We start from the raw sequence: 23,839 nt of genomic DNA on the forward strand, positions 1-23,839 counted from the left end.
CTCCTTGATCGGTGTCCATTGTCCGTATTCGTTCAGCGGGTGAAGATCCAGGTGCGCCGGTCCGGGTCGACGAGGACGTCTCGGATCAGCAGACCGAGATCGAAGTCGGCGGAGGTGGCCGGGTAGTAGATGTCGCAGAGCACGGTGTCGACGGCCATGACCAGGAACCGGCACGTCCGGCCGTCGAGGTGCCACAGCACGCTCGAGCCCGGATCCTCCAGGTCGATCACCCGGTCACCCAACCACAGCGCCAAGCCGTCACCGCCCCGATAGAACACGACCGGGGTGGCGCCGAGTTCACCGTAGAGGCCGCCGACCGGGCCGACCGCGAGCACCACCGCGCGCAGCAGGCCCGACGCCGGATCGAATTCGGCCACCTCGCCGTAGCCCGAATGCGACCGGACCAGAATCGCCGAACCGTTCGCGGTGCTCTCTTCGCGCCTACCGTGGTGTCCGTAACCGGAACCCCTACCGTTGCGCGCCGATCCCCCGGCCGCACCTTGCGCGGGCATCGGTGGCATGGCCGGGAATCCGGACGCTCCGTTCCGGTTCGGATACGCGGAGTCGACGTCCGCGCCGTTCGCTGTCCGGTCCGCGTACGGCGCGACGTTCTCCGGGGCTCGTCCGCCCGTGTCCGATGAGTACCCGCCGTTCACTCCTCCGGATTCGGGTCCGGCCCGGTGATCGCCGTTCGTCGGGGACGCGAACTCCGACGGTTGTCGGGGCGAGAAGTGTCCCTGCCCGCGATCGGACATCGTCAGGCCGTCAGGGGTGGCGCCTGATCCCGAGTTCGGGAGGTCGAAACCGCTGAAGAAGTCCGGCGAGTCGGTGGGGTCCTGGTCGCGAGACGCATCCGATGCGGGCTGATCCGATTCCCACTCGGTCGACGAGTCCGGTGCGCTCCGATCAGTCGACGGAACCGGGAACTCCGGTCCACCGGGACCACCCGGCAACTCCGAGCCACCCGGCGGCAGCGGGAAGTCGGGGCCACCCGGCACACCAAGACCACCCCACGGCACCGGCACATCCGAACCACCCGGCAGACCCGGCACTCCCGGCGGCAGCGGGAAGTCAGGAACACCCGGCACACCAAGACCACCCCACGGCACCGGCACATCCGAACCACCCGGCAGACCCGGCACTCCCGGCGGCAGCGGGAAGTCGGGAACACCCGGCACACCAGGACCGCCCGGTGGCAGCGGGGGCTCCAGCCATTGCGGAGCCTCGGGTAGACCCGGAATCTCGGGTTGTGCTGGGGGACGGGGGAATTGCCGCCATTGGGGCGGATCCGGGAGGTCCGGGCCGGGCAGGTCGGGAGGGGTCGGGAAATCCGGCCACCGCGGGGGCTCGGGCAGCGGAAGTTCGGGGAGGTCCGGGAAGTTCGGCAGTTCCGGAAGCTGCGGCGGTTGCGGAAGCTGCGGCGGTTGGGGGAATTGCGGGGGCTGCTGCGGGGTCCCCGGAGGCTGGGGGGATGCAGGAGGCTGCGGCAGGTTCGGGGGTTCCGGTCGGGGTGGGGTTCGTGGGGGTTCGGGCTGTCGCGGCGACTGCTGTGGGTGGTCGGGAGTGCTTGGGCGGTGGGGGGGATCTGTGGGGTTCGGGGGGTTCGGCTGCTGTGGGGGGCGGGGGTCCTCGGGTGGATGCGGCGGGATCCAGGGGTGCGGATTCAGGGCTTCGATATCCGGAACGTCCGGCATGTCGAAGTCGTAGCGCTTCGGTGGATGCGGGATGTGCGAGCGCAGGTCGGAACCCGGTAGGTACGAGCGGCGTGCTCCGTTCCCGATGGGGTCACCGTCGTTGTCGCCGGGTGGTGGGTTCCCGCCGCCGGGTGATGGATTGCCGTCGGCGGATCGCGCGTCGCCGTCGCCAGATCGCGCATCGCTGTCGCCGGGTTGCGGGTTCCCGTCGGCGGGTGATGGGTTCCCGTCGCCAGATCGCGCGTCGCCGTCGCCGGGTTGCGGGTTCCCGTCGGCGGGTGATGGGTTCCCGTCGCCAGATCGCGCGTCGCCGTCGCCGGGTTGCGGGTTCCCGTCGGCGGGTGATGGATTGCCGTCGGCGGATCGCGCGTCACCGTCGCCAAACCGCGCGTCGCCGTCGCCGGGCAGCGGGTTCCCGCCAGCGAATCGCGCGTCGCCGTCGCCGAATCGCGCGTTGCTGTCGCCGGGTGGTGGGTTCTCTTCAGCGGATGCGGGGTTCTCGTCGTCCGGATCGGCGGGGGCATCGGCACGAGGGGTGTTCGTTTCGGTCGCCGGCCCTTCCTCACGTCCGATCGAGCCGGTGGCGACTTCGCGTTCGACCGTCTCGTTCGGCGCGCTGTCGGGCGCGGTGCGGGACTCGTCGTTCGCCGCCGTTGCCCGCGAACGCGACTCGGCACCGTCGGCGGCGGTCGAGTCCGTCGGCAGGACCGGCATGCTCGATCCGTCGCCCGGACGGCCGGAACGGGCGGCTGCGGCCGAACCGTTGTCGGGCGTGCCCGCGTTGCGCGGTCGATTCCGGCTGCCCTGCTCGCCCGGCTCGGACTCCACCCGCGGACGCGCGCCGGACCTGGAGCTCGTGTCACCGGGCGCTTCCCGCACCGGCGCCCCAGGTCGATCGTCTCCGCCCGAATCCGCTGTCGGCAAGTTCGATTCGCCGGCGGGACGAGGTGGGGTCTGTTCGGCGCGCGGCGCCCGCGACTCGGTCGTCGACTCACTCGAATCCGCCGTCGACCCGACCGACTCCGATGTCAGGCCACTCGAATCCCCTGTCGGATCGACCGAATCGACCATTCGCGCACCCGAGTCGGTGGACCGGGGGTTCGAATCGACAGTGCGGTCGGGGTCTTCGCGGGCAGCGTTGTCGTGCCCGCCGGTTTCAACGTCGGGCTCGGCAGTGTCGTCGCTCGAGTCGCCTGCGTGAGGCTCGGATCCAGCACTCGGCGCGGTGTCTTCCGTCGGCGAAGGCAGCTCGCCCGAGGTGGGGCGCGCCAGGGCATCCGGGGGCGGGGGATCGTCCGGCGTCGGGCCCGGCGGGAGTCGCGGGGGTGTGTCGGGGCCGGGAGGGAGCAGGTGGTCGCGGGTGACGGGGGCGGGGGCGTAAGGGATGTCCGCGCGCCAATCGGTGCGGGGTGGGCGGTTGACGTTCCAGTCCAGGCCGATCATGACGACGTGCTGGTTGGCGTCGCGCCAAGTGGCGGTGGGGTTGGCGCGCAGGTAGTTCGATTCCGCGAGGGCGTCGCGGAGCATGAGGATGTCCGGTGGCAGTGGGTCGCCCGCGACGAGTCGGTTCCAGGCTTCGGCCACGTCGGCGACCGCGTCGAGGGGGCGGCGGACGAGCACGCCGTCGCGCGGGTCGCGCAGCAGGTGCGGGTCGCGCATGAGATGGTTCTTGATCTGTTCGATCTCGGTGCGCGTGAATTCCGGTGTGGTGTCCGCAAGTTGGTCGGCGACGGCGCGGGCGAGGTCGGCGTGGTCGACGATGCCCGCGCGGTCGAGCACGTCGCGCAGGTCGGTCACCAATTGTCGGGCGTCGCCGGGCTGTTCGTCGCGCAACCGCCCGGTGCGGATATCGGCAAGACCGTCGACGTCGACGGCGCCGTTGTCGTTGAGCTGCAACGCGATCCGGTCGACGAGGTCGCGGGCGCGTGCGGTGCGGTCGGCGGCACGGTATTCCGCGAGTGTGTCGAGGACGGTGTCGATATCGGCGTCGTCCGCGCGGTAGCGCCGGTACTCGCCTTCGGCCCATTCCTGCACGCGGGCCCAGTTCGCCTCGGCCGCACGTTGATTCCGCAGCCACCCGGCGCCGAGTTCGCCGCGGTCGGGAACGCTGTCGCGCACGTCCCATTCCCTGGCCATGGGCTGTATTTCCGGTCGCCGCGCGCGGAAGTAGGGGTGTCCCTTGAAACCCGGTCTGATGCGGCTCGGATTGTCCTTGTCGCTGAACCAGGTGAAGCCGGACAGTTTCGCGGACTCCAGGATGATCCGCATGGTGTGGTAGAAGGCGCCCGCGAACGGACCGTCGTAGGTCGGGATGCCGGTGTCGATCGGGTCGCCGCCGGGGATGCGCGGCAGCAGATCCTTGTCGATGGCGCCAGGCGGATGGTCGATGAAGGGGCCGACGACCGAGGCTTGGAACGGTTCCACCGCCCAACCGCTCACGCCCTCGGGCAGATCGCGGGGCGAGAACTTCTTGGGCACGGTCACGGTGGGGTCGCCGTGGGTTTCCCAGTCCGGCCGCGTCGGGTCGACCGGATGCCAATCGCCGTTGCCGTCACGCCACCGCACCAGGTGGATGCCCGGATCTCCGTCACGCCATCCGGCGCTGAGGATCTCGCGCCGTGGCGGCGCCAGATCCTCGGTGTGCCAACCGCCTTCGCGATCGGCGACGATCTGCCGGTATTCGACGACGGTCTCCGGCCGGGTGATCGCCTGGGCCACTGCCGCACTGCGCCGCAGCGCGTCGTGCAGGGCGGCGTCGTGACCGGCGCGCGGAGCGCCGAGTTCGCCGCGCGGGGCGAGCACGATGATCCGCGGCCGATCGCCTTCCACGACGCCGACCCGCTCGGTGACCCGACGCGCCCCCGACTCCGCGAGCGCGTCCCGCACCGCGCCGCCCAGTTCGGCGATCCGATCCTGGAGTCGACCGATCTCGTTCTCGGCGCGATTGACGTGTTCGGCCGCTTCGCGCAGCAGTTCGAGCCTGCGGATGCGGTCGGGCACTTCCTCGGCGCGAACGGTGCGGCCCGCGGCTTCCTCGAGCGTCGCGGCCAGATCGTCGGGCCCGAGACGGTTCGAGTCGACGCGCAGGCGCAGGGCCAGGTCCGCGCGCATGACCCGCCACGGTTTGTTGCCGAGTACCTTGTCGGCGCGCTCGCGCGCGAGTCGATCGAGTTCGGCAGCGATCTCCGCGCTCGGCGCCGCCCGTCGCGCGCCGAGTTCGGCACGCAACGCGTCGATGCGCTGATCGAGCTCGGCCAGCGCGGCATCGGGATCGGCGAACTTGCTCCGCGCACCCGCGATCTCGGCGCGCTCGCGCACCAGCCGTTCGAGTTCGGCGAGGACCGCCGGATCCGGCGGGCGATGCGGGCCGACGCCCGCCGCGTCCAATTCGGCTATGCGCTGGTCGATGTCGGACAGGACCTGCTCGGCCTCGTTGAATCGCTCCGCGGCGGCCTGCAGGTCGAACACCCGCCGCATGCGTTCGGCGATCTCGACGTCTCCGACGAGTTCCGGTGTCTGCGTGCCGGTTTCGTCACCGAATCCCGCGATCTCGCGTGTCCCGACGACACCCGCGCTCAGCTGTTCGATCGTGGCGGTGAGGTTGTCGTGGTTCAGCGCCTCGGCCGGATCGCGCACCGGCAGCGCACGGGTGTCGAAGCGGGAGAAACGATCGTCGCGTTTGGCGCGCCAGAACTCGGTCTCCGAGGCCAGTGCCGCGCGGCGGCGGACCAGCGCGTCGTAGACGCCTTCGGGAGTCGCGGATCCGCTTTCGTCCGCCGCCCGGACCTCCGGCGCAGTCCGGTCGGTCTCTCGGATCTCGGGCGGATTCCGATCCTCCGGCCGAGCGGCTCCCCGGTCGGCTTCTTCGGCCGACGCACGCGCCTGCCGGGCGGGCCCGTCGGATGCCTCGGGTCGGCGCGGAGCCAGGGGGGTCGTCTCCGCACGGGGCGGACGCGCGCCTGCCGGATCGGAATCGGGCGTGTGCGGGGCACGGGGTGCGGCGGCGGGGCCGTCTTCGTCGGGCGGGCGCAGCGTGGTGACTTCCACGCCGTGCTCGTCGACCGTAACCATGCGGTAGTCGACCCGGACGCCTTGCTCGGCGAGCTGCGTCCGATTCTGCTCCGGCAGTATGGGATCGAGATCCGACAAGGGTGCGGCGACCACGACTCGCCGCTCCCCCGGCACGACGCCGACCCCTTCGGCGACCATGTCGGCGCCCTCGGAGGCCAGCACGTCGCGGGCGGCGGCCACGCCCGCGTCCGCGCGGGCGGCGTTCTCCTCGGCGCGAGCGGCGTGGTAGCGGCCCAGGTCGGTGCGCAATTCCCTGGTCGCGGCGTACAGATCCGCGACTCGCCGTTCGGCGGCACGGAGTTCGTCGAAGTACCGGACCATCTCCGCACCGGTGACATTGTCGCGGGCGTGCAGCGCCTCGACACGCGCGACCTCGGTGCCGGTCAGGTCATCGACCGCGCGCGAGATCTCCTGCGGCGTCCGGCCTTCGGTCGGGATTCCGAGTGCCGCCGCGCGATCGGCGATGCTCCGCTCGAGTTCAGCGCGCAGCGCGGTCGCGTCGGCGATGCGCTGCCGCAGTGCGGGCAGCGCGTTCCGGAATTCGTCGGTGAACGGCTCGTGCCGACGCGGCGGTCCGTCCTGACGCCAGCCCTCCGGATCCGGAAGACCGGTACGTGGCGGATCGCTCGGCGGATTCTGTGCGCCACCATCGGTTTCGGGCACGGTGGTCGCTTCCGACACCGGGCCACCACGTTCAGCGTTCGGCACGGCGCGCCCGTGATCCGGCGCCGTCACCCGCTCACGACCGGCGTCCGACTCCGCCCACGCCCCCTCGGACCGCGTGTGCTCGACGGGATCGGCTACCTCGGACGACGTCGGTTCGGAGGCGTCGCGTTCGGATGTCGCACCCTCGAAAATCGCTTCGGGCACCGCGCTTTCGGGGTCCTCGGGTCGGACGGGTGCATCGTCGGTGGAGTCCGCCGCAGGACGCGCCGGACCGTCACCCGAATCCGTTGACGCTACGGCGGATTCCTCCGCTTCGATATCCGGGCGTCGCGCCCCGCCATCGGAGAAATCGTCCGGCGGACGAGAACTCGGGCCCGGCCCGCTCGGCGACGCGTCCTCGGTCGAATCCGCTTCCGGTCGCACCGGACCATCACCCGAATCCGTTGACGCTACGGCGGATTCCTCCGCTTCGACATCCGGGCGCCGTACCCCGCTATCGGAGAAATCGTCCGGCGGACGAGAACTCGGGCCCGGCCCGCTCGGCGACGCGTCCTCGGTCGAATCCGCTTCCGGTCGCACCGGACCATCACCCGAATCCGTTGACGCCACAGCGGATTCCTCCGCATCGACATCCGGGCGTCGCGCCCCGCCATCGGAGGAATCGTCCAGCGGACGGGACGGCGGGCCCGGCCTGCTCGGCGGCGCATCGCCGTCGTCGCCGTCGGGTGGTGGGGTATCGGGGTCGGGTGTTTCCAGCGCACGCGCGTACCGGTCGGCGAGTTCGGCCAGCTCGGCGAGTTCTTCGGCGCGGCGTCGGGTCTGTTCGCGCAGTTCGGCCTGCACTTCGGCGAGTTGCGCGGGGGTCAGGCGTTCGTGCTGGTCGATCTTGCCGTCGCGGTAGACCTCGTAGATCTTGGCCCAGCGTTCGGCTTGTTCCGGGGTGGGTGCGGCCGAGGCGTCGGGCAGGTCGACGCCGACGATTCGGGCCCAGTCGTCGCCGGCTCCCTCCGGTCGCGGTGCGCCGTCATCTGGCTCGAGGGGATCAACGCGGTCGATGGCGTCGGCGAGTTCGCGCACGTCGCCGATCACGTCGCGCAGGTGCTCGACGGCCCGATCGTGTACGGGCAGTTCGGCATCGGCGACGCGCGGGTCGGCGGGATCGGTCGGGTCCGAGCCCGCGAAGGGATCTACGCGCCGAAGTGCCGCCGCGTATTCCGCGAGCGCGTCGGCGACTCGCTGCCGCTGGGTCGGGTCGGCGATCGACCGCGCGATCAGCCCACGCAGCCGCTTGGCGTCGAGGCCCTTCGGGTCGGGAAGATACCGGCTCAGGTCCTTCGAATGCTTCATCGGGAACAGGTCGGAAGGATCGACCCCGAGGGCGCGCGCGAGTCGGTCCCGTGCCGCGTCGACGGCGTCCGCGGCGCCCTCAACAGTCGGCGCTTCCAGGCCGCGCAGCAGTTTCGCGTACTTGACCAGAGCTTCGACCTGCTGCAGCCGCCGCGAGTTCGGCGTCGTCGGATCGGCGACGACCTCGCCGATCCGTTCCGGCGTCATTCGATCCAGGTCGACGCCGAGACGAGTGGCGAGCGCGTTGCGCGCGTCGGCGAGCGCGTTGTAGTTGTCGATGTCCCACGCGGTGCGCGCGTAGTCGATGATCGCCTCGATCTGACTGGCCCGCAACGCGTTCAGGCGGCGCAGTTCCGCGATGCGCTCCGCGAGACGTTCCGGCGAGCGCAGCGTCGATTCGCCGACACCGAGGCGGCGCGCCACATCGTCGCGCGCCTCCCGCAATTCGTCGCGGGTGCGGGGATCCGGCGCCGATTCGGGGCGGGTCGCGGCGTCGGTCTCGGAGGGCACCGGACGCCACAGACCGTCCTTGTCGCGCACCATCGTCACATCGACAGGCTTGCCGTCGACCGTCGCACGCAGTTGCCTGACCTCGGGCGCACCCGCGTCCACGAGCCGCACCGCCGCACCGCCGTCCGGGTGCACCTCGACGTCGACGAGTCGGTACTCGACGCGCACCGTGCCCGCGTTGACCGCGTCCGTCAGGCGCGGATTCGCCGCGAGCACGTCGGCGAGCACTCGATCGTGTCCGCCCGCGCCGTCCACCACCAGCAGCCGGTGCGGTCCGCCGTCCTCGCCCGCGAGCAGACCGAGTCGCGGGGTGAGCATCACGCCGCCCTGCGAGAGCACCCAGTCGTGGACGGCCAGATCGGACAGCACGTCCGCGAGTCGGCGCACCCGCCCGTCGGCGCGCAGGAATCCGTCCGCGTCGGCGGCGAACGCGGCGAGTTCGGCTGCCTGCCTGCGGATCTGGTCGAGCTGGTCGGCGACGGTGGCGCGCAGGGCATCCGGGCCGAGCGCGTCGAGGTCGAGTCCGAGCAGTTGCGCCCAGACCGCGCGCTCGTCCTTGATCTGGTCGCGGCGCAGCGCGTTCTCGAAGTATTCGCGCGGACCCTGATCGCGGCCGGGCTGATCGGAGTAGCTCAGATCGCCCCACTCGCGCGAGGGTTCACCGCCGTTGTTCACCCCCTGCCAGTCGAACAGCACCGGTCTGCCGTCCTCGGCGCGCACCACCTCGGAAAGGAAGCGGGTCATCGGGTCGGTGTCGAAGAAATTGACCTCGTCGGCGTAAGGGAAGCGCGCGTCCTCGGCGTTGTAGCGGGCGGCGGCATCGGCGAGCCCGAACAGCGCGCCCATGCGTCGCGCCAACCGGTACTCGAGCACCGCGACCGCGCGGCGCACCTGCTCGGGGGTGAGGTCGCCGACGTCGACTCCGAGTGTGCGCGCGAGTGCCCGCAACGCCTCTCCCACCCGGGCGCGCTCGGCGTGCGCGTCCGTGAATTCCCCTACCAACCAATCCAATACGGAATCGGTGCGCGCCACTTCGCCCGCGCGCGGCGGCTCGGCGCTCGGTTCCTCGTCCGTCGGGCGCGGGGTCTCCGTCTCGTCGCGCAGCCGTCGCTGTTCGAGTTCGTGTGCGCGCCGCAGGTCCGCGAGGTCGACGCCGAGTTCCCGACGCACCAGATCCGGGTCGGCCTCGTCCAGCCAGTAGGTGTATTCCGCACCCTCGCGGTCGCGCGGAACCGGATACTCACCCGCCTGGTCCGCCACCCGGCCCGTCAAATGCCGCAGAAACGGGATCAACTCGCGACGCTTCCACATCGTCGCGCTTTCCTTGGCGATCCGCGCCGGATTCGCGTTGACATCAGTCAGCGAGTCCGCGCCTGTGACGTGCCCGGCGAGATGGATGACCTCGGATTGTCCTTGACCGTCGAGACCGGAACCGGACGGGTATTTCGGTGTGTGCCACTCGAATCCGCCCTTCAGCGCCTCCCACAGACGACGCGGCCACGACTTGCGCGGCTCGATGGAGGTCGGTGGCGGCGCGTCCGGCGCGTGCGCGGGCGGTCCGAGCCGCTCCGGCAGTTCGACGCGCCAACCGCCCGCACCGTCGGCGACCAGACGCACCGGGACCAGATCACCGTCGACCTCGACGAGGAAATCGAGGACCGCACCGGCACGCGGCGCGCGGCGCGAGATCTGCACCGCCTCGGCGAGCGCGGCGATGTCGACGGCCTCGCCGAGCACGGACCGGCGCAGCGCGGCAAGCCTTTCCGGGCTCAGATCCGCGGGATCGATGCCGAGACGGCGCGCCCACGCGTCACGGACGTCCGCCCATCCGGCGCGCTCGGGATCGGCGGCCGCGTCGTGTCGCGCCATCGCCTCGGCCAGCGCTTCGACGGCGCCCGCGCGCACCATGTTCCGGTAGCGCAGCGCCGCGATCGTGCGCGCGAGATTCTCCGGACGCAGATCCGCCTCGGTGACGCCGAGGCGTCGCGCGAGTTCGGCCACCGCCTCGTCCACGCCGTGCAGGCGCGGGACCGGGCTGTCCGTATCGCCCCGACGAGCCACCTCGGCATCCGGTGGGCGCGCGGGGCCGAGTTCGGGTGTGGTGTCCGTTCGACCGGTCGCCTCGAGATAGGGAGCGATCTCGTCGAGTTCGGCGCGCGAAGCCTCGGCGCGCCAGTACGGTTCGTCGCCGTAGGCGCGATCGACTTCGTCCAGTGGACCGAAATCGGTCGGGTACCGCATCGGACGGGGCGGGTCGCCGGTCGAGAAGTCACCGAGGAAGCCTCTTGCCCTGGCCATTTCGGCGAGCTCGCGTAGTACGCCGAGCGGGTCGGGGTGATCGCCGAGCCTGCGCCCGAGCCCCAACGCCTCGGCCAGTCGCCGCACGTAGTCCTGTTCGGCTTCGGTCCTTGGCACCGGCTCCGCGTGCTCGGCATGTCCGGCGATGAACCGTTCGACCTCGGCGACCGGATCGAACGAATCGGTGCGGTCGCGGGGTGCGATGTCCGTGGCGGGATCGCCCGGGTCGGAATCCGCGCGATCGACCTCATCGGACCGGGTCTCGGCATCCGAAAGGTCGCGCTCAGCGCGCTCACTCGGATCGGAATCGACGCGATCGACCTCATCGGGCCTGGTCGGATCGGCCTCGGGAAGGGTGCGGTCCCGCTCAGCGCGCTCACTCGAGTCGGAATCGACACGATCGACCTCATCGGGCCTGGTCGAATCCGCTTCCGGACGGGTGCGATCCCGACCGGTGCGCTCACTCGGATCGGAGCCCGCACGCCCGACCTCATCCGAACGGGTGGTATCGGCGTCCGGAAGGGGGTCGTCCCGCTCGGTGGGAGTGCTTGCCTCCGGTCGTGAGTCGTGCGACGACCGCGCGGAATCTCCGCTGTCGCGACTGGATTCCGTTGTTGTGGAATCGGTTTCGTGGACACCGGCGACCTGCCGCATCCATTCCAGCCTGCCCGCGCTCATTCGAGCGTTCCACTGCGCGACCTCGGCGCGCAACCGCAGCGCCTCGTTGTCGGGGTCCGCGTCGGCCGCCCTCCGCAGTTGCTCCGCGCGCTCCGCGTCGGCCCTGGCCGCACGCTCCGCGTCTGCCCACTGACCGCGGTCGAATCGCCCGTCCCCCAGACGATCCGCTCGCGTGTCCGCCTCGGGCCGCGAGGCACCCTCCGTCGGACGACCGGCGGCGGGTGGGGGCTCCGGAATCCCGGCTCCCAATCGCATCCAGGCCAGCCGCGCCGCGCTCAACCGCGCGTCCCATGCCGCTACCTCGGCGCGGGCACGGGCGGCGCGATCCTCGGGATGACGTTCCGAGACGCGCCGCAGATCCTCGGCCTGCGCGGCGTCGAGTCGAGCCGTGCGCTCGGCGTCCGCGAGCGGGGTTCGTCCGTCCTCGCCCGATCCGCGTGGCGCACCGTCCGGTACCCCGGCTCCCTGACGCATCCACTCGAGTCGGGACGCGCTGAGGCGGGCTCGCAGCTGCGCCGTCTCGGCGCGGGCGAGCGCGGCCATGTCGTCGGGGTCACGATCGGACGCCCTGCGCAGGATCTCGGCCTGTTCGGCATCGAACCGCGCCGCTCGCTCGGCCGCGTCCAAGTGGGCGCGGTCGATGGGTTCACCCGTACTTTCGCGTGGGGTGGTCGCGTCCTCCGGTCGGACAGTCGCTTCCGCACCCTCCACACGACCCGCACCCTCGCCATCGCCGGGCCGCGCCGACGCCTCGGCGCGCATGCGTTGCACGCGTTCCGCGGCGGCCCGCGCCACGGCCTCTGCGTTCTCGGCGCGGACGCGTGCTTCGGCGCGGCGCATCTCGTCACCGGGTAGTGGGTCGTGTGACGGCGCCCGGTCGGCGGCCTCCCGGCGCCGGCGGGCTTCCTCCGCCGCGACCCGTGCTTCCCATTCGGCCTGTTCGATTCGCATGCGCCGCAACCATTCCGAACCGCCTTCCGGGGGCGGGTCGGCCTCGGCGGGTGGGGCGGGCGGGTCGACGGGTGGTTTGCGCGGGCCACCGCCTTCGGCGGTGCGCGGCTCGGGGGGTTCCGGATCGGGGCGGGTGTTGTCGGCGGAGGTCTCCCGCGTGTCCTCGGGGCGAGCCGGCTCCGGCGGGGTCTCCTCGGCAACGGGTGGACGCGAGTCGGACACACCGAGGCGCGCGGGATCGGCAAGTCCGGGCTGCGAGGGCTCCCCGAGGCGGGGTCGTCCGGACGAGGTCTCCTCGGCAACGAGTGGGCGCGAGTCGGACACACTCAGACGCGCGGGATCGGCGGGGCCGAACTCCGGAGAGTCCTCGGAGCGAGCCGGCTCAGGCGGAGACTCCTCGGCGACGACCGGACGCGGGTCGGATGCGTCGGGGCGGGTGCGGTCGGCGGGTCCGGGTTCCGGAGAGTTCTCCGGCGGACGGACGCGCACGTCACCGATGTCGTCGGCGTGCGAATCCGGCTGCGGTACAGCGGATTCCTCGACCTCGTCTTCGGGGCGCCGGGCTCCGCCGTCCGAGGAGTCGTCCGGCGGACGCGAGGGCGGGCCGGAGCGGCTCGGTGCGCCGCCGTCGTCGTCGGGATCATCGGAGCGTGGCGGCGCGGCGTCGGGATCACCGTCGGGTGGCGGGATGGCGTCGGGGGCGGTGGGCAATTCGGGGGTCGTGCGGGCGAGCCGCTCGGCCAGTTCGGCGAGTTCGGCCAGTTCTTCGGCTCGGCGTCGGGTCTGTTCCCGGAGTTCGGCCTGCACCTCGGCCAGTTGGGCGGGGGTCAGGCGTTCGTGCTGATCGATCTTGCCGTCGCGGTAGACCTCGTAGATCGTGCGCCAGCGTTCGGCCTGTTCGGGGGTGAGCGGGACGCCGTCCTCGGGCAGGGGCAGGTCGACGCCGACGATCCTGGCCCAGTCCTGGTTCGCGCCGCGATCGCGACCCGGCGGCGTGTCTTCGCCGTCGAGCAGTCCCATGCCCTCGATGGTGTCGGCGAGTTCGCCCACCTCGCCGACCACACCGCGCAGATGCTCGACCGCCCGGTCGTGCACGGGGAGTTCCGGGTCGGCGACCCGAGGATCGGCGGGATGGGTGCGGTCGGCGCCCGCGAAGGGATCGATCCGTTCGAGGGTGGCCGCGTATTCGGCGAGCGCGTCGACCACTCGCGCCCGTTGCGTGGGATCGGCGACCAGGCGGGCGATCACCGCGCGCAGTCTCGACGCGTCGAGTCCGTTCGGGTCGGGGCGGTAGGCGGTCAGATCCTTGGAGTGCTTCATCGGGAACAGCTCCGACGGGTCGACGCCGAGACGGCGCGCCAGCCGGTCGCGTGCGGCGTCCACCGCCTCCCTGGCGCCGTGCACCGTCGGCGCGTCGAGTCCGCGCAGCAGTTTCGCGTATTTGACCAGGGATTCGACCTGTTGCAGTCGGCGCGCGTTCCTGGTTCCCGGGTCGGCGATCACCTCGCCGACCCGGCGCGGCGTCATCTCGTTCGCGTCGATGCCGAGTCGGTGGGCGAGCGCGTTCCTGGCGTCGGCGAGGTTGTGGTAGTTGTCGATATCCCATGCGGTGCGCGCGTAGTCGATGATCGCTTCGATCTGGCTCGCGCGAATCGCGTTCGCGCGGCGCAGCTCCGCGATGCGCTCGGCGAGACGCTCCGGCGAGCGAAGGTCGTCCTCGCCGATGCCGAGGCGGGCCGCCAGTTCGTCGCGGTCCCGGCGCAGTTCCTCGGGTGTGCGGGTGTCATCGGGACGTGTTGCGGCAGTGTCGGTTTCCGGGATCTCGGTGGGGACGACGCGCCACGGACCGTCCTGGTCGCGCACCATCGTGACCTCGACCGTTCGACCGTCGACCTCTTGCCGCAGGTGCCGCACCTCGGGTGACCCGCCCTCGACGAGGTAGACCACACCGCGCCCATCGGCCCCCGCCCCGCGCACGTCGAGGGCGGCGAGCCGGTATTCGACGCGGACCGTGCCCGCGTTGATCGCCTCGGCCAGGCGGGGATTCGCGGCGAGCGCCGCGTCGAGGACCCGGTCGTGCTCACCGCCGCCGTCGATCACCAGCAGCCGGTGCGGTCCGCCGTTCTCCCCCGCGAGCAGACCGAGTTGCGGGGTGAGCATCGCGCCGCCGCGCGAGAGCACCCAGTCGTGCAGGGCGAGACTGGACAAAACGTCGGCGAGATCGCGTGTTTCGCCGTCGACGCGCAGGAATCCGTCGGCGTCGGCCGCGAAGGCCGCGAGTTCGGCTGCCTGCCTGCGGATCTGCGCGAGTTGGTCGGCGACGGTGGCGTGGATGGCGTCGGGGCCGAGTGCGCTCAGGTCGAGTCCGAGCAGTTGCGCCCAGACCGCCCGCTCGTCCTTGATCTGGTCGCGGCGCAGCGCGTTCTCGAAGTATTCGCGCGGACCCTGATCGCGGCCGGGTTGATCGGAGTAGCCGAGATCACCCCAGTCCCGCAACGGTTCTCCGCCGTTGTTCACGCCCTCCCAGTCCAGCAGCACCGGTGAGCCGTCGTTGGCGCGCACGGTCTCGTTGAGGAAGCGACCCATCGGGTCGGAGTCGAAGAAGCTGACCTCGTCGCTGTAGGGGATGCGCGCGTTCTCGGCGTTGTAGCGTGCGGCGGCTTCGGCGAGCCCGAACAGCGCGCCCATGCGCCGCGCCAACCGGTATTCCAGTATGGCGACCGCGCGGCGCACCTGTTCCGGCGACAGATCGGCGAGGTCGACGCCGAGTTCGCGCGCGAGATCGGCCAGCGCCCGCCCCGACTCGGCGCGGCGGTCCAGCAGTTCGACGAATTCTCGCACCATCCGCGTCATTTCGGCGTCGGTGCGTGCGACCTCGCCCGTCGGTGCGGGCAGTTCTTCGGGCGCGGAGTCACCGTCCGGGCGCGGCGAGGTCGGCTCCCGCCGCTCCTGTTCCCGCCGCTCCTGTTCCCGCTGCTGTTGTTGCGCTTCGTATTCGCGCTTCAAGTCCTCGAGGTCGACGCCGAGTTCGCGACGCACCAGCTCCGGATCGGCCTCGTCCAGCCAGTACGTGTACTCCTCGCCCTCGCGGTCGCGCGGAATCGGGTACTCCCCAGCCTCGTCGGCGACCCGTCCCGTCAGATGCCGCAGGAACGGGATCAATTCGCGACGCTTCCACATCGTCGCGCTCTCTTTGGCGAGCCTGGCCGGATTGCCGTCGAAGTTCGACAACACGTCGACATGGGTGATGTGCCCGGCGAGATGGATGATCTCGCGCTGTCCCTGACCGTCGATACCCGAACCCGACGGGTATTTCGGTGTGTGGCCTTCGAATCCGGACTTCAACGCCTGCCAGAGGCGGCGCAGCAACGACTTCGGCCGCTCGGGCTCGGCGGTCCGCGGCGGTGTGTCGGGGCGCACCGCGGGCGGGTTCCGACGCTGCGGGATCTCCACCCGCCACCCGCCTTCGCCGTCGGCGACGAGCCGCACGCGCACCCGTTCCCCGTCGACATCGACCACGTACTGCCGGGTCTCCCCCGTTTCGGGCCGGTGCCGAGCCTGCGCGATATCGGCCAGGTCCGCGATATCGCCCGCTTCGCGCAGCACCGAGCGACGCAGCCGCTCGACGAGTTCCGGTGTCAGGTCGGCCGGGTCGACACCGAGTCTGCGCGCCCACGCGTCGCGCACCTCGGCAAGTGGCCGACGCTCGGATTCCCGCGCCCGGTCATGTCCGGCCATCGCGTCGGCCAATGCCTCGACCGCGCCCGCCCGCAACATGTTCCGGTATCGCAGGTCCGCGATGGTGCGCGCCAGATTCTCTGGTGACACGTCGGATTCGGTGAGCCCGAACCCGCGGGTGAGATCGGTCGCGACCTCGTCGAGCGGACGCAGCCTCGGCCCCGGATCGGCGCTGTCCAGTTCGCCCGCACGCGGCGTGCCGGGATCGGGGGCGTGCGCGGGACCGATCGCGGGCGGTTCGGATTGCCCGGTCGCTTCCAGGTACGGGGCGATCTCGTCGAGTTGTCGCTGGGACGCCTCTTCGCGCCAGTAGGGTTCGTCGCCGTAGATCCGGTCGATCTCGTCCAGCGGCCCGAAATCGTCCGGGTGCCGCATGGGGCGTGGGCGCTCACCGTCCGCGAAGTCTCCGAGGAAGCCTCTCGCCCTTGCCATTTCGGCGAGTTCGCGCAGCGCACCGAGCGGGTCGGGGTGATCGGCGAGGCGGCGGCCGAGCCCGAGCGCCTCGGCCAATCGGCGCGCGTATTCGCGTTCGGCGTCGGTGCGCGGGACCGGGGTGGCGGTCTCGGCGTGGCGGTCGAGGAACTTCTCGATCTCGGCGACCGGGTCGAGGGGCGGGGAGTCCTCCGCACGCGGGGCTCGGGGCTCGGTGTGTGGGTCGGCGTCCTCGCGTTGCCCGGCATCGGAGTCGGTGCGGTCGGGCTCGGGTCGCGGACCGACGTCCGGTCTCTCCGCGCGAACAGGTTCGGCGTCGGTTCGGGTCGACTCGTCAACGGGGCGAACCGGTTCCGAATCCTCCCCGCCGCGCGGAAGCACACCCTCGGAACCGGCGGGTCGCGGCGTCGATTCCGTTGTGCTCGCGGCGGATTCCGGAAGACCCGCCATGCGGCGCAACCACTCCACGCGATCCGCGCCCATGTGCGCATCCCATTCGGCGGCCTCGGCGCGCATGCGAGCGGTGAAATCGTCGGGGTCACGATCGGACAGCCCGCGCAGCCATTCGGCGCGCTCGGCGTCCATCCTGGCTTCCCATTCGGCCTGTTCGAGACGCATCCGCTCGAACCAGTCGTCGGGTCCGTCCGGGCGCACGTCCGCATCGGGTCGGGACGCGGTCGGCGGCGCCTCGGCCTGCGGCGTTCCCGCGGCGGGCGGCTCCGCGGCCGGCGGCGCCTCGGGCAGTCGCCCCGCGGCCAGGTCACGCAGCCATCGCACCCGGTCGGCGGCCACTCGGGCCGCCATCTCGGCGTTGTCGGCGCGCACGCGGGCCGCGAACCGGCGCATCTCGTCGCCGGGTAGCGGCTCGTGCGGCAGCGGACGGTCCGCGGCCTCGCGCAACCACTGCGCGTGCTCGGCCGCCATCCTGGCTTCCCATTCGGCCTGGTCGATCTGCATGCGCAGATACCATTCCGAGCGGTCGCCCGGCGGCGGTTCCTCGCCGGGCATCGGGGTCGGCGGCTCGCCGGGCGGCGGCCGGTTCCCGCCGCCCGCGTCGGAGGGTTCGGGCGGGTCGAGGGACATGTCGTCGTGTCCGGTGTCGCGCGGCGGTCCCTGCGCGTCCGTTCGCGGGGTGCCGTAGCGCTCGGAGGCCGCGCGCAGTGCCGCGTCGAGCACCTTCGCGGGTTCCGAGGCGTGCTCGCCGCTGCGCTCGACCTCGGCGTATCCCTCGGGCAGCGCCTCGACGGCGTTGAGCGCGCCGCGGGAATCGAAAGCCAGGCCAGGCAACTGCCGCAGCCAGCGGTGGTAGCCCTCGACCGTCGGATCGTCGTGTGTCCGCGTGTAGTAGCGGAGCAGATCGGCTTCCACGCGGAACCGGGTCAGCGGCGAACCCGAAGTGTCGAGTACGTGCCCGAATTCGTGGACGATCAGGCTGTACACCGACCGGTCCGCGTAGTGCGGCGCGAAATGCCCGTCCTCGATATTGAGCGCGATCGAGCGCCGCAGCAGGTCGCCGTCGGTCGCGAGCCGCTCGTTGAGGGTGATGGATTCGGTGAACGCGGGGCGGCCGTCGGCGGGCCGATGATAGGAGGTGGCGCGCGCGAACTGACCGTCGGCCAGCGGCCCGATCCGCACGCTGTCGAGATGGACATTCGGGTGCCGCGTCAGGCGTTCGTCGATCGCACGCGCGAACTCGCGCAACACCTCCGGGTCCACCCGAGGGTTGTCGAAGCCGATGACCTCGAGTCCGTGCTGCTCTTCGAGCGCGCGCTGGATCTGCTCCGCGTCCATCCGCGACCAGCGGTCGTCGGGGACCTCGGGATGCGTCGGCGCGTCACCGGAGACCGGATCGGCGCCATCGTTCGGCGGGCCGCCGATGAGGTCGTCGTCGACGATGCTGTCCGGGTCGGTGCGCGCCTCCCGCACCAGCAGGTCGTGCAGCACCCGCGCCGGTTCGCTCGCCCGGTCGCCGTTGATCTCCACGTCGCGGAACGCTTCCGCGAGCGCTTCGGGCGAGAACAGGTCGTTGCGCCGGAAACTGTAGCCGGACAGTTGATTACGCCACACCTCGTATTCGTCGTGATCCACGTGGTCGCGGGTCGCGGCGTAATGTGCGAGCAACGCGTCCTCGGCTCGGCCGCGGGCGCGCATTCCGCCCGCGTAGTCCATGGCGTGACCGAGTTCGTGCACGATGGTGCTGTACACGGGCCGATCACCCATCCCGCGGGCGAAGAAGAACGTCCGCTCACCGTCGAGCTCGGAGCGGCGGAACGCCTCGGCGTCACCGGCGACCGCTTCGTTCAGTGTGATCGTCTCGGTGTGATACCGGTAGATGTCGTTCGGGTGCACGGCCCATTCGGCGTGCGCCGCGATGCGCCCGCCGTGGTGGGCGGTTCCGTCGATCGGACCGATTCGCACCCGCCGCAGATCGATCTCCGGGTACTTGGTCGACATCTCGTCGACCGCGCGCGCGAACTCCCGCTTGGACTCCAGATCCACGGTGTCCCGGTCGAATCCGACCACATCGAGCCCGTGCCGCTCCGCCAAGGTGCGGCGGATCTCATCGACGTCCATGCGCGACCACTCGTCGTCGAGCGGGGGGTGATCGCGATCGGTGGGGTCCAAGTCATCGTGGCGGACCGGATCGTCACGCCGAGTCATATTGTCGCCCTTTGCATCCGGATCGCGCGGCGGGACGGCGTCGGATGCGGGGCCGGAATCGCTCTCCGGAACGCGCGGGGGCGCAACGTCGTTCACACGCGGCGGCGCGACAGCAGGCGCGTGTGTGCGGGCGGCGTCGAGTAGCAGGTCGTTGAGTACGCGGGCCGGTTCGCTCGCGCCATCCCTGTCCATGTACACGTCGCGGAACGCCTCGGCGACCGCCTCGTGGGCGCGCAGTTGACCGTTCGCGTCGAAGCTGTAGCCGCTGAGGTCGCGCAGCCATCGCTGATAGCCGTCGATCGTGGCGGGGTCGTGGGCCGTGCGGTAGTGCGCGAACAGGGCGTCGTCGGCGTCGAGGCGGGCGTTGTGCCGGCCGGTCGAGTCGATGGCGTGGCCGTATTCGTGCACGAAGAGGCTGAAGATCGGCCGGTCGAGCGCGACCCGGTGGAAGTTCCCGCCTTCGACGTGCTCGGTGAGACGCCGGACGAAGTCGGCGGGATCGGACAGGTCGCGTCTGCTCAGCACGATCCGGTCGGCGAAGCGGCGGCCCGTCGCGGGATCGATCTCGGTGTAGTTGCGACCGGCGACGGTGCCGTTCAGGTCGCCGATACCCACCCGGCGCAGATCCACGTCGGGGAACGCACGCCGCATCTCGACGACCGCGCGCGCGTACTCGCGGACTGCCTCCGGGTGCAGGCCGGGCAGATCGAATCCGAAGGTGTCCAAGCCGGTTCGCGCGGCCAGTTCCCGACCGACCTCGGCGGGATCCAGATCCGACCACTCGTCCCGAACGGGGGTCACGTCGACCGGGTCGGCCGCGCGCGGGGGCTCCACCGACCGCGACGGATCCTCCGGGGGCACCGACTGCTCGTCACGGACCGGTCCCGCTTCCGGTGCGACGAAACGGGTCGCGCGGGCATCGCTCAGCGTGCCCTGGACGAGCACCTGCGACAGGTCGCCGTCGATGTCGAAGATGGGTTTGAACCGCCAGGTGGCGTCCTCGGGCGGCAGTCCGGTGCGCCACTCCAGGATGATGCCGTCACCGTGGGCGAAGGTTTCGGCGACACCGCGCGACCGGGTCCACGAGGTGGTGTCGCTGTCCTGCGGATTCACCTGCAGGATGTGCTCGTCGGGCGACATGTCCGCCGACCCGCGCGGCTCGGCCGTACCTTCCATCGCCCGCAGGTAGGCCGGATTGACGGTCCCGTCCGTCAGCAGACGTGGCACGCCCCGGTAGAGCGGCTGCCCTTCCGGCGGCAGGTTCCCCTCGTGCAGGATCTCGCCGTTCCGCCTGAAATCGGGATCGCCGGGCAGGTCGACCTCGTCGCGCGGAAGCGCGCCGTCCTGGGGCGTACCATCCCGCCTGCGATCCGCCGACTCGTCGGCCGAATCACGCCGCGTCCCAGTGGGTTCCGCTTCGTCCCCGCGGTGTGTCCGCGATACCTCATCGTGAAGTCCGGTCCCCGCCGCGTGGTCAGGAAGCGTCTCGGCATCGCGAGGTCGAGCTTCCGCGTCGCCGGAGCGCACATCGGTATCACGGGAACGCGTGTCGGAATCGGCCGGACGCACATCGGAGTCACCGGAACGCGTGTCGATATGGCCGGGGCGCACATCGGAATCGCCGGGCCGCACGTAGATGTCGTCGGGACGCGGGTCGGTCGAGTGTTCGGGGGGCGTCCCGAAGTCCGCGTCCGGGAGGGGGTCGGGGCGGGTGGTCTCCGGATCGTCGAGGTTCCGGCGATCGCCGCGGGGGTGATCGAATTCGCCGACGCGGTGTTCGGCGCGATCGAGGTGCGGCACGTCGGTGTCGTCGCGGTGCAGCGGAGTTCCGGCCGCGTCGTAGACCACGGCCGAGATGCGGTTCAGTTCTCTCGGCACCGTCGGCGGGAAGCCCTCGCGCAGACCGACACTCGGATCGGAGACCTCGACGAACAGTTCGCCGGTCGCGGGATGGCTGCGCACCGTCAACACATAGGCGTGCGCGCCGACGCCGTATTCGCCGGTGGGACCGACGTATTCGTCCACGACCAGCGCGCTCGCGCCCTCCTCGCGCAGCGCGAGCAGTTCGTCGGCGATCGGCTGGTGGCGCGGTTCCCCCCGACCCGTCTCCGGCACGTCACGCAGCGGCGCGCCCGCCGCCGCCTCGACCTCGGGCCGCGACATGCCTGCCGGGCCGACCGGTTCGGGGGGCACCCGAATGTAGGGACTGCCGGTCTCGGCCTGGATCTCGGCCAGCGCGAGACGGCCGCACTCTCCTCTGTTCGGTGCGTCCTCGCGCGGTACGGAGGTTTCCGCGACATCGCCGCGGTCCGGCCGGGAGGTGTCGGAGTCGGAACTCTGGTCGGAACGCGTGGGGCGCGGAGTTCGTTCGGGTCCGCCGTCCACCGGGTGCGGCGGCGGAACGAGCAAGGCGGCCTCGGGCGGGATGCCGCCGTCGTCGGATTCGCGGGGCTGGATTCCGTCGTGATCCCGCGCCGCCGTGGCGGTTTCGCCGTTCTCCGTGGCGCGCGCCCTGGTCTGCGAACTCTCGGCGCCCTTACGCGGTGCGGTGGAGTCCGAGGTGCCCGCCTGCGTCGCGCCCTCCCTCCCGACCGGACCGGTGCGGTCCGCGGCCCCCGCACGAGACTCGCTCTGCGACATCGGCATTCGACGGCTGCCGTCACCCGCGCCCGTTTGTGCGCGACCGTCACCGGAGGCGCTCGACGTGACCGCGCGCGGGTCACCGCCCTGCGACGGGCCGGACGCGTGCGAGGTCGACGCGCCCGCGCTCACCGGCGCGGCGCCGGTGGATGCCGCACCGGCGGCGGTACCCGCCATCGGAGTGGCGGTCGGCGCGGGCGCGGAGGGTGGCGCACCCACCGGCGTGTCGCTCTTCGGCGTGGCACCGTTCGTGCCGTGGTCGGCGCCGTCGACGGGACGGGAGTGGCCGGCCGCAGAAGGTTCGGAGGCGCGCGGCGCCGTCGAATCCTGATGTCCAGCGGCCAGCGGGTCGCGGGAGGTCGAAGGGTCGGTGTGGGTGGCGTCCGGCGCGGGCCGGGCACGGCTGTCGGCTTCGGAGGTCTTCGGCTGCTCGGAGGTAGATCCGTCGTGTTCGGCGCGCGTGGTCTGCTGACCATCGCTGGCGTTGCCCGCCCGTGTCGAATCCCCCTGTGTGCCCGCATCGTTCGCCGCGCTCTGTTCGGACCGTGGCGCGGCGGCCGAATCCCCGTTCGGCCGGTGGTCACCCGCGCCGTCGTCGTGCGGGTTCGCGCCGTCGTCGCGCGGCGCGGTATCCGTCGTACTCGTGTCGCCCGCGGACGCGGGGTCCACCCGTGGCGAATCACCGTCGCCCGCACCGAGGGGCGCGCCGTCGCCGTGCACGCCGACGGGTGCGCCGTTCCCGTTCGTGTCACCGACGCCGTCCCGGGCGCCGGTTCCGTCCCCGAGCCCGTTCCGATCACGATTCCCGTCGCCGTTCCCGAGACCATCGGCGTTCCCGGTACTGTCGCCGTTCCTTGGCCCGTTCCCGTCGCCGACACGGTCGCCGTTCCCCGGTCCGTCACCGCTGCGGGAACCGTTGCCATCGCCCCGACCATCGCCGTTCCCCGCACCATCGCCGTTCCCCGCACCATCGCCGTCCCCGCGACCGTCCCGGCCCCCGAGACCATCCCCCCGACCCTCGCCCCGCCCGTTGCCGTCGCCGGGACCGTCACCGTTGCCCCCCGGCCGATTACCCGCGGGATCGCCGCCGCCGGTATTGTCGCCCGACCCGCCTGCCCCGGGCGGCCGCCCCCCGATCCGAGGATCATCCTCCGACCTGGGCGGCGGATACCATTCGGGATGTCTGCCGTGGTAGAACGCGTCGGCCATCGCCCGGCTGCCACCGGACAACGCGCCGTTGGAAACACCCGCGGTCAACATGCGCGGATCGAATTCGGTGTTCTTCGCGTTCTGGACCGCGGCGTCCCAGCCGTCGTCGGCCCAGTCGAATCCGAACTGCGCGCCCACGCTCGCGCCGAATCCGGCGACCGCGCCGACCGCGCCCGCACCGGCGCCGGTGACCGCGCCGCGCAACCACGGACTCATCTCCCTGCTGAGCCGGTCGCCGAGCCAGTCGCCGAAGGGGCTCGCCGCGCCCGCGCCCGCCGCGGAACTGACGGCGGTGACGGCGACCTGCTCCCAGTTGATCGAATCCCGGTGTCCCGCGGTCACCTGGTACTGCTGGATACCCCAGTCCTGGACGGTGCCGATGATGGTGTCTATGGCGAGGTGGCGGACGAGGAAGGTCGCGATCTTCTCTCCCAGGAATCGCCCGACCCACTGGATGATCTTGTTCATCAGGCGCTGGCCGAGGATCCTGATGCCGACACGGGTGAATCCGATGGCCGCGGCCTCGGCGGCGGGCGCGGTGGGCGGGAAGATCCAGGCCGCCGCGATCTCGGCGGCCAGTAGGGCCAGTGACGAGATCATCATGATCTGGGCGTATTCGATCTCGGTGCCGACACTGTGGGCGCCATCGCCGACGTCGTCGAAGACTTCGGCTAGTTTGGCCAATGATTGGTCGCCGGAACGCAACTCGTCGAACAGTCTCGCGGTTTCCTCCGAGCCGCGACCGTCGGGGTAGGCGCCGAGCGACGCGCTCTTGGCGGCGTCGATATCGCTCAGGATGTCGCGCAGACCCGCCGCTGCGGTATGCCAGTCGTCCGCGATGCCCCACATGCCGTCGGGGTCACCGGCGGGCCAGTCCGAACCCGCTACCCATTCCAGCCAGCGTAGGTACCCGGGTAGCTCAGGCATGCCCGCTTACCTCGGAT

The 23,839-nt window shown here is 71.4% G+C and carries 1 protein-coding gene; it reads right to left on the reverse strand.

Features of this window, described 5'->3' with window-relative positions:
- Nucleotides 1–32 precede the first annotated feature (32 nt).
- On the reverse strand, nucleotides 33–23,822 hold the full coding sequence (locus tag IT779_RS16665; RefSeq protein ID WP_196150230.1) for a WXG100-like domain-containing protein: 23,790 nt from the start codon (nucleotides 23,820–23,822) through the stop codon (nucleotides 33–35).
- Between the last annotated feature and the right edge of the window lie 17 nt (nucleotides 23,823–23,839).

Source organism: Nocardia bovistercoris, assembly GCF_015674855.1.
Lineage (GTDB): Bacteria > Actinomycetota > Actinomycetes > Mycobacteriales > Mycobacteriaceae > Nocardia > Nocardia bovistercoris.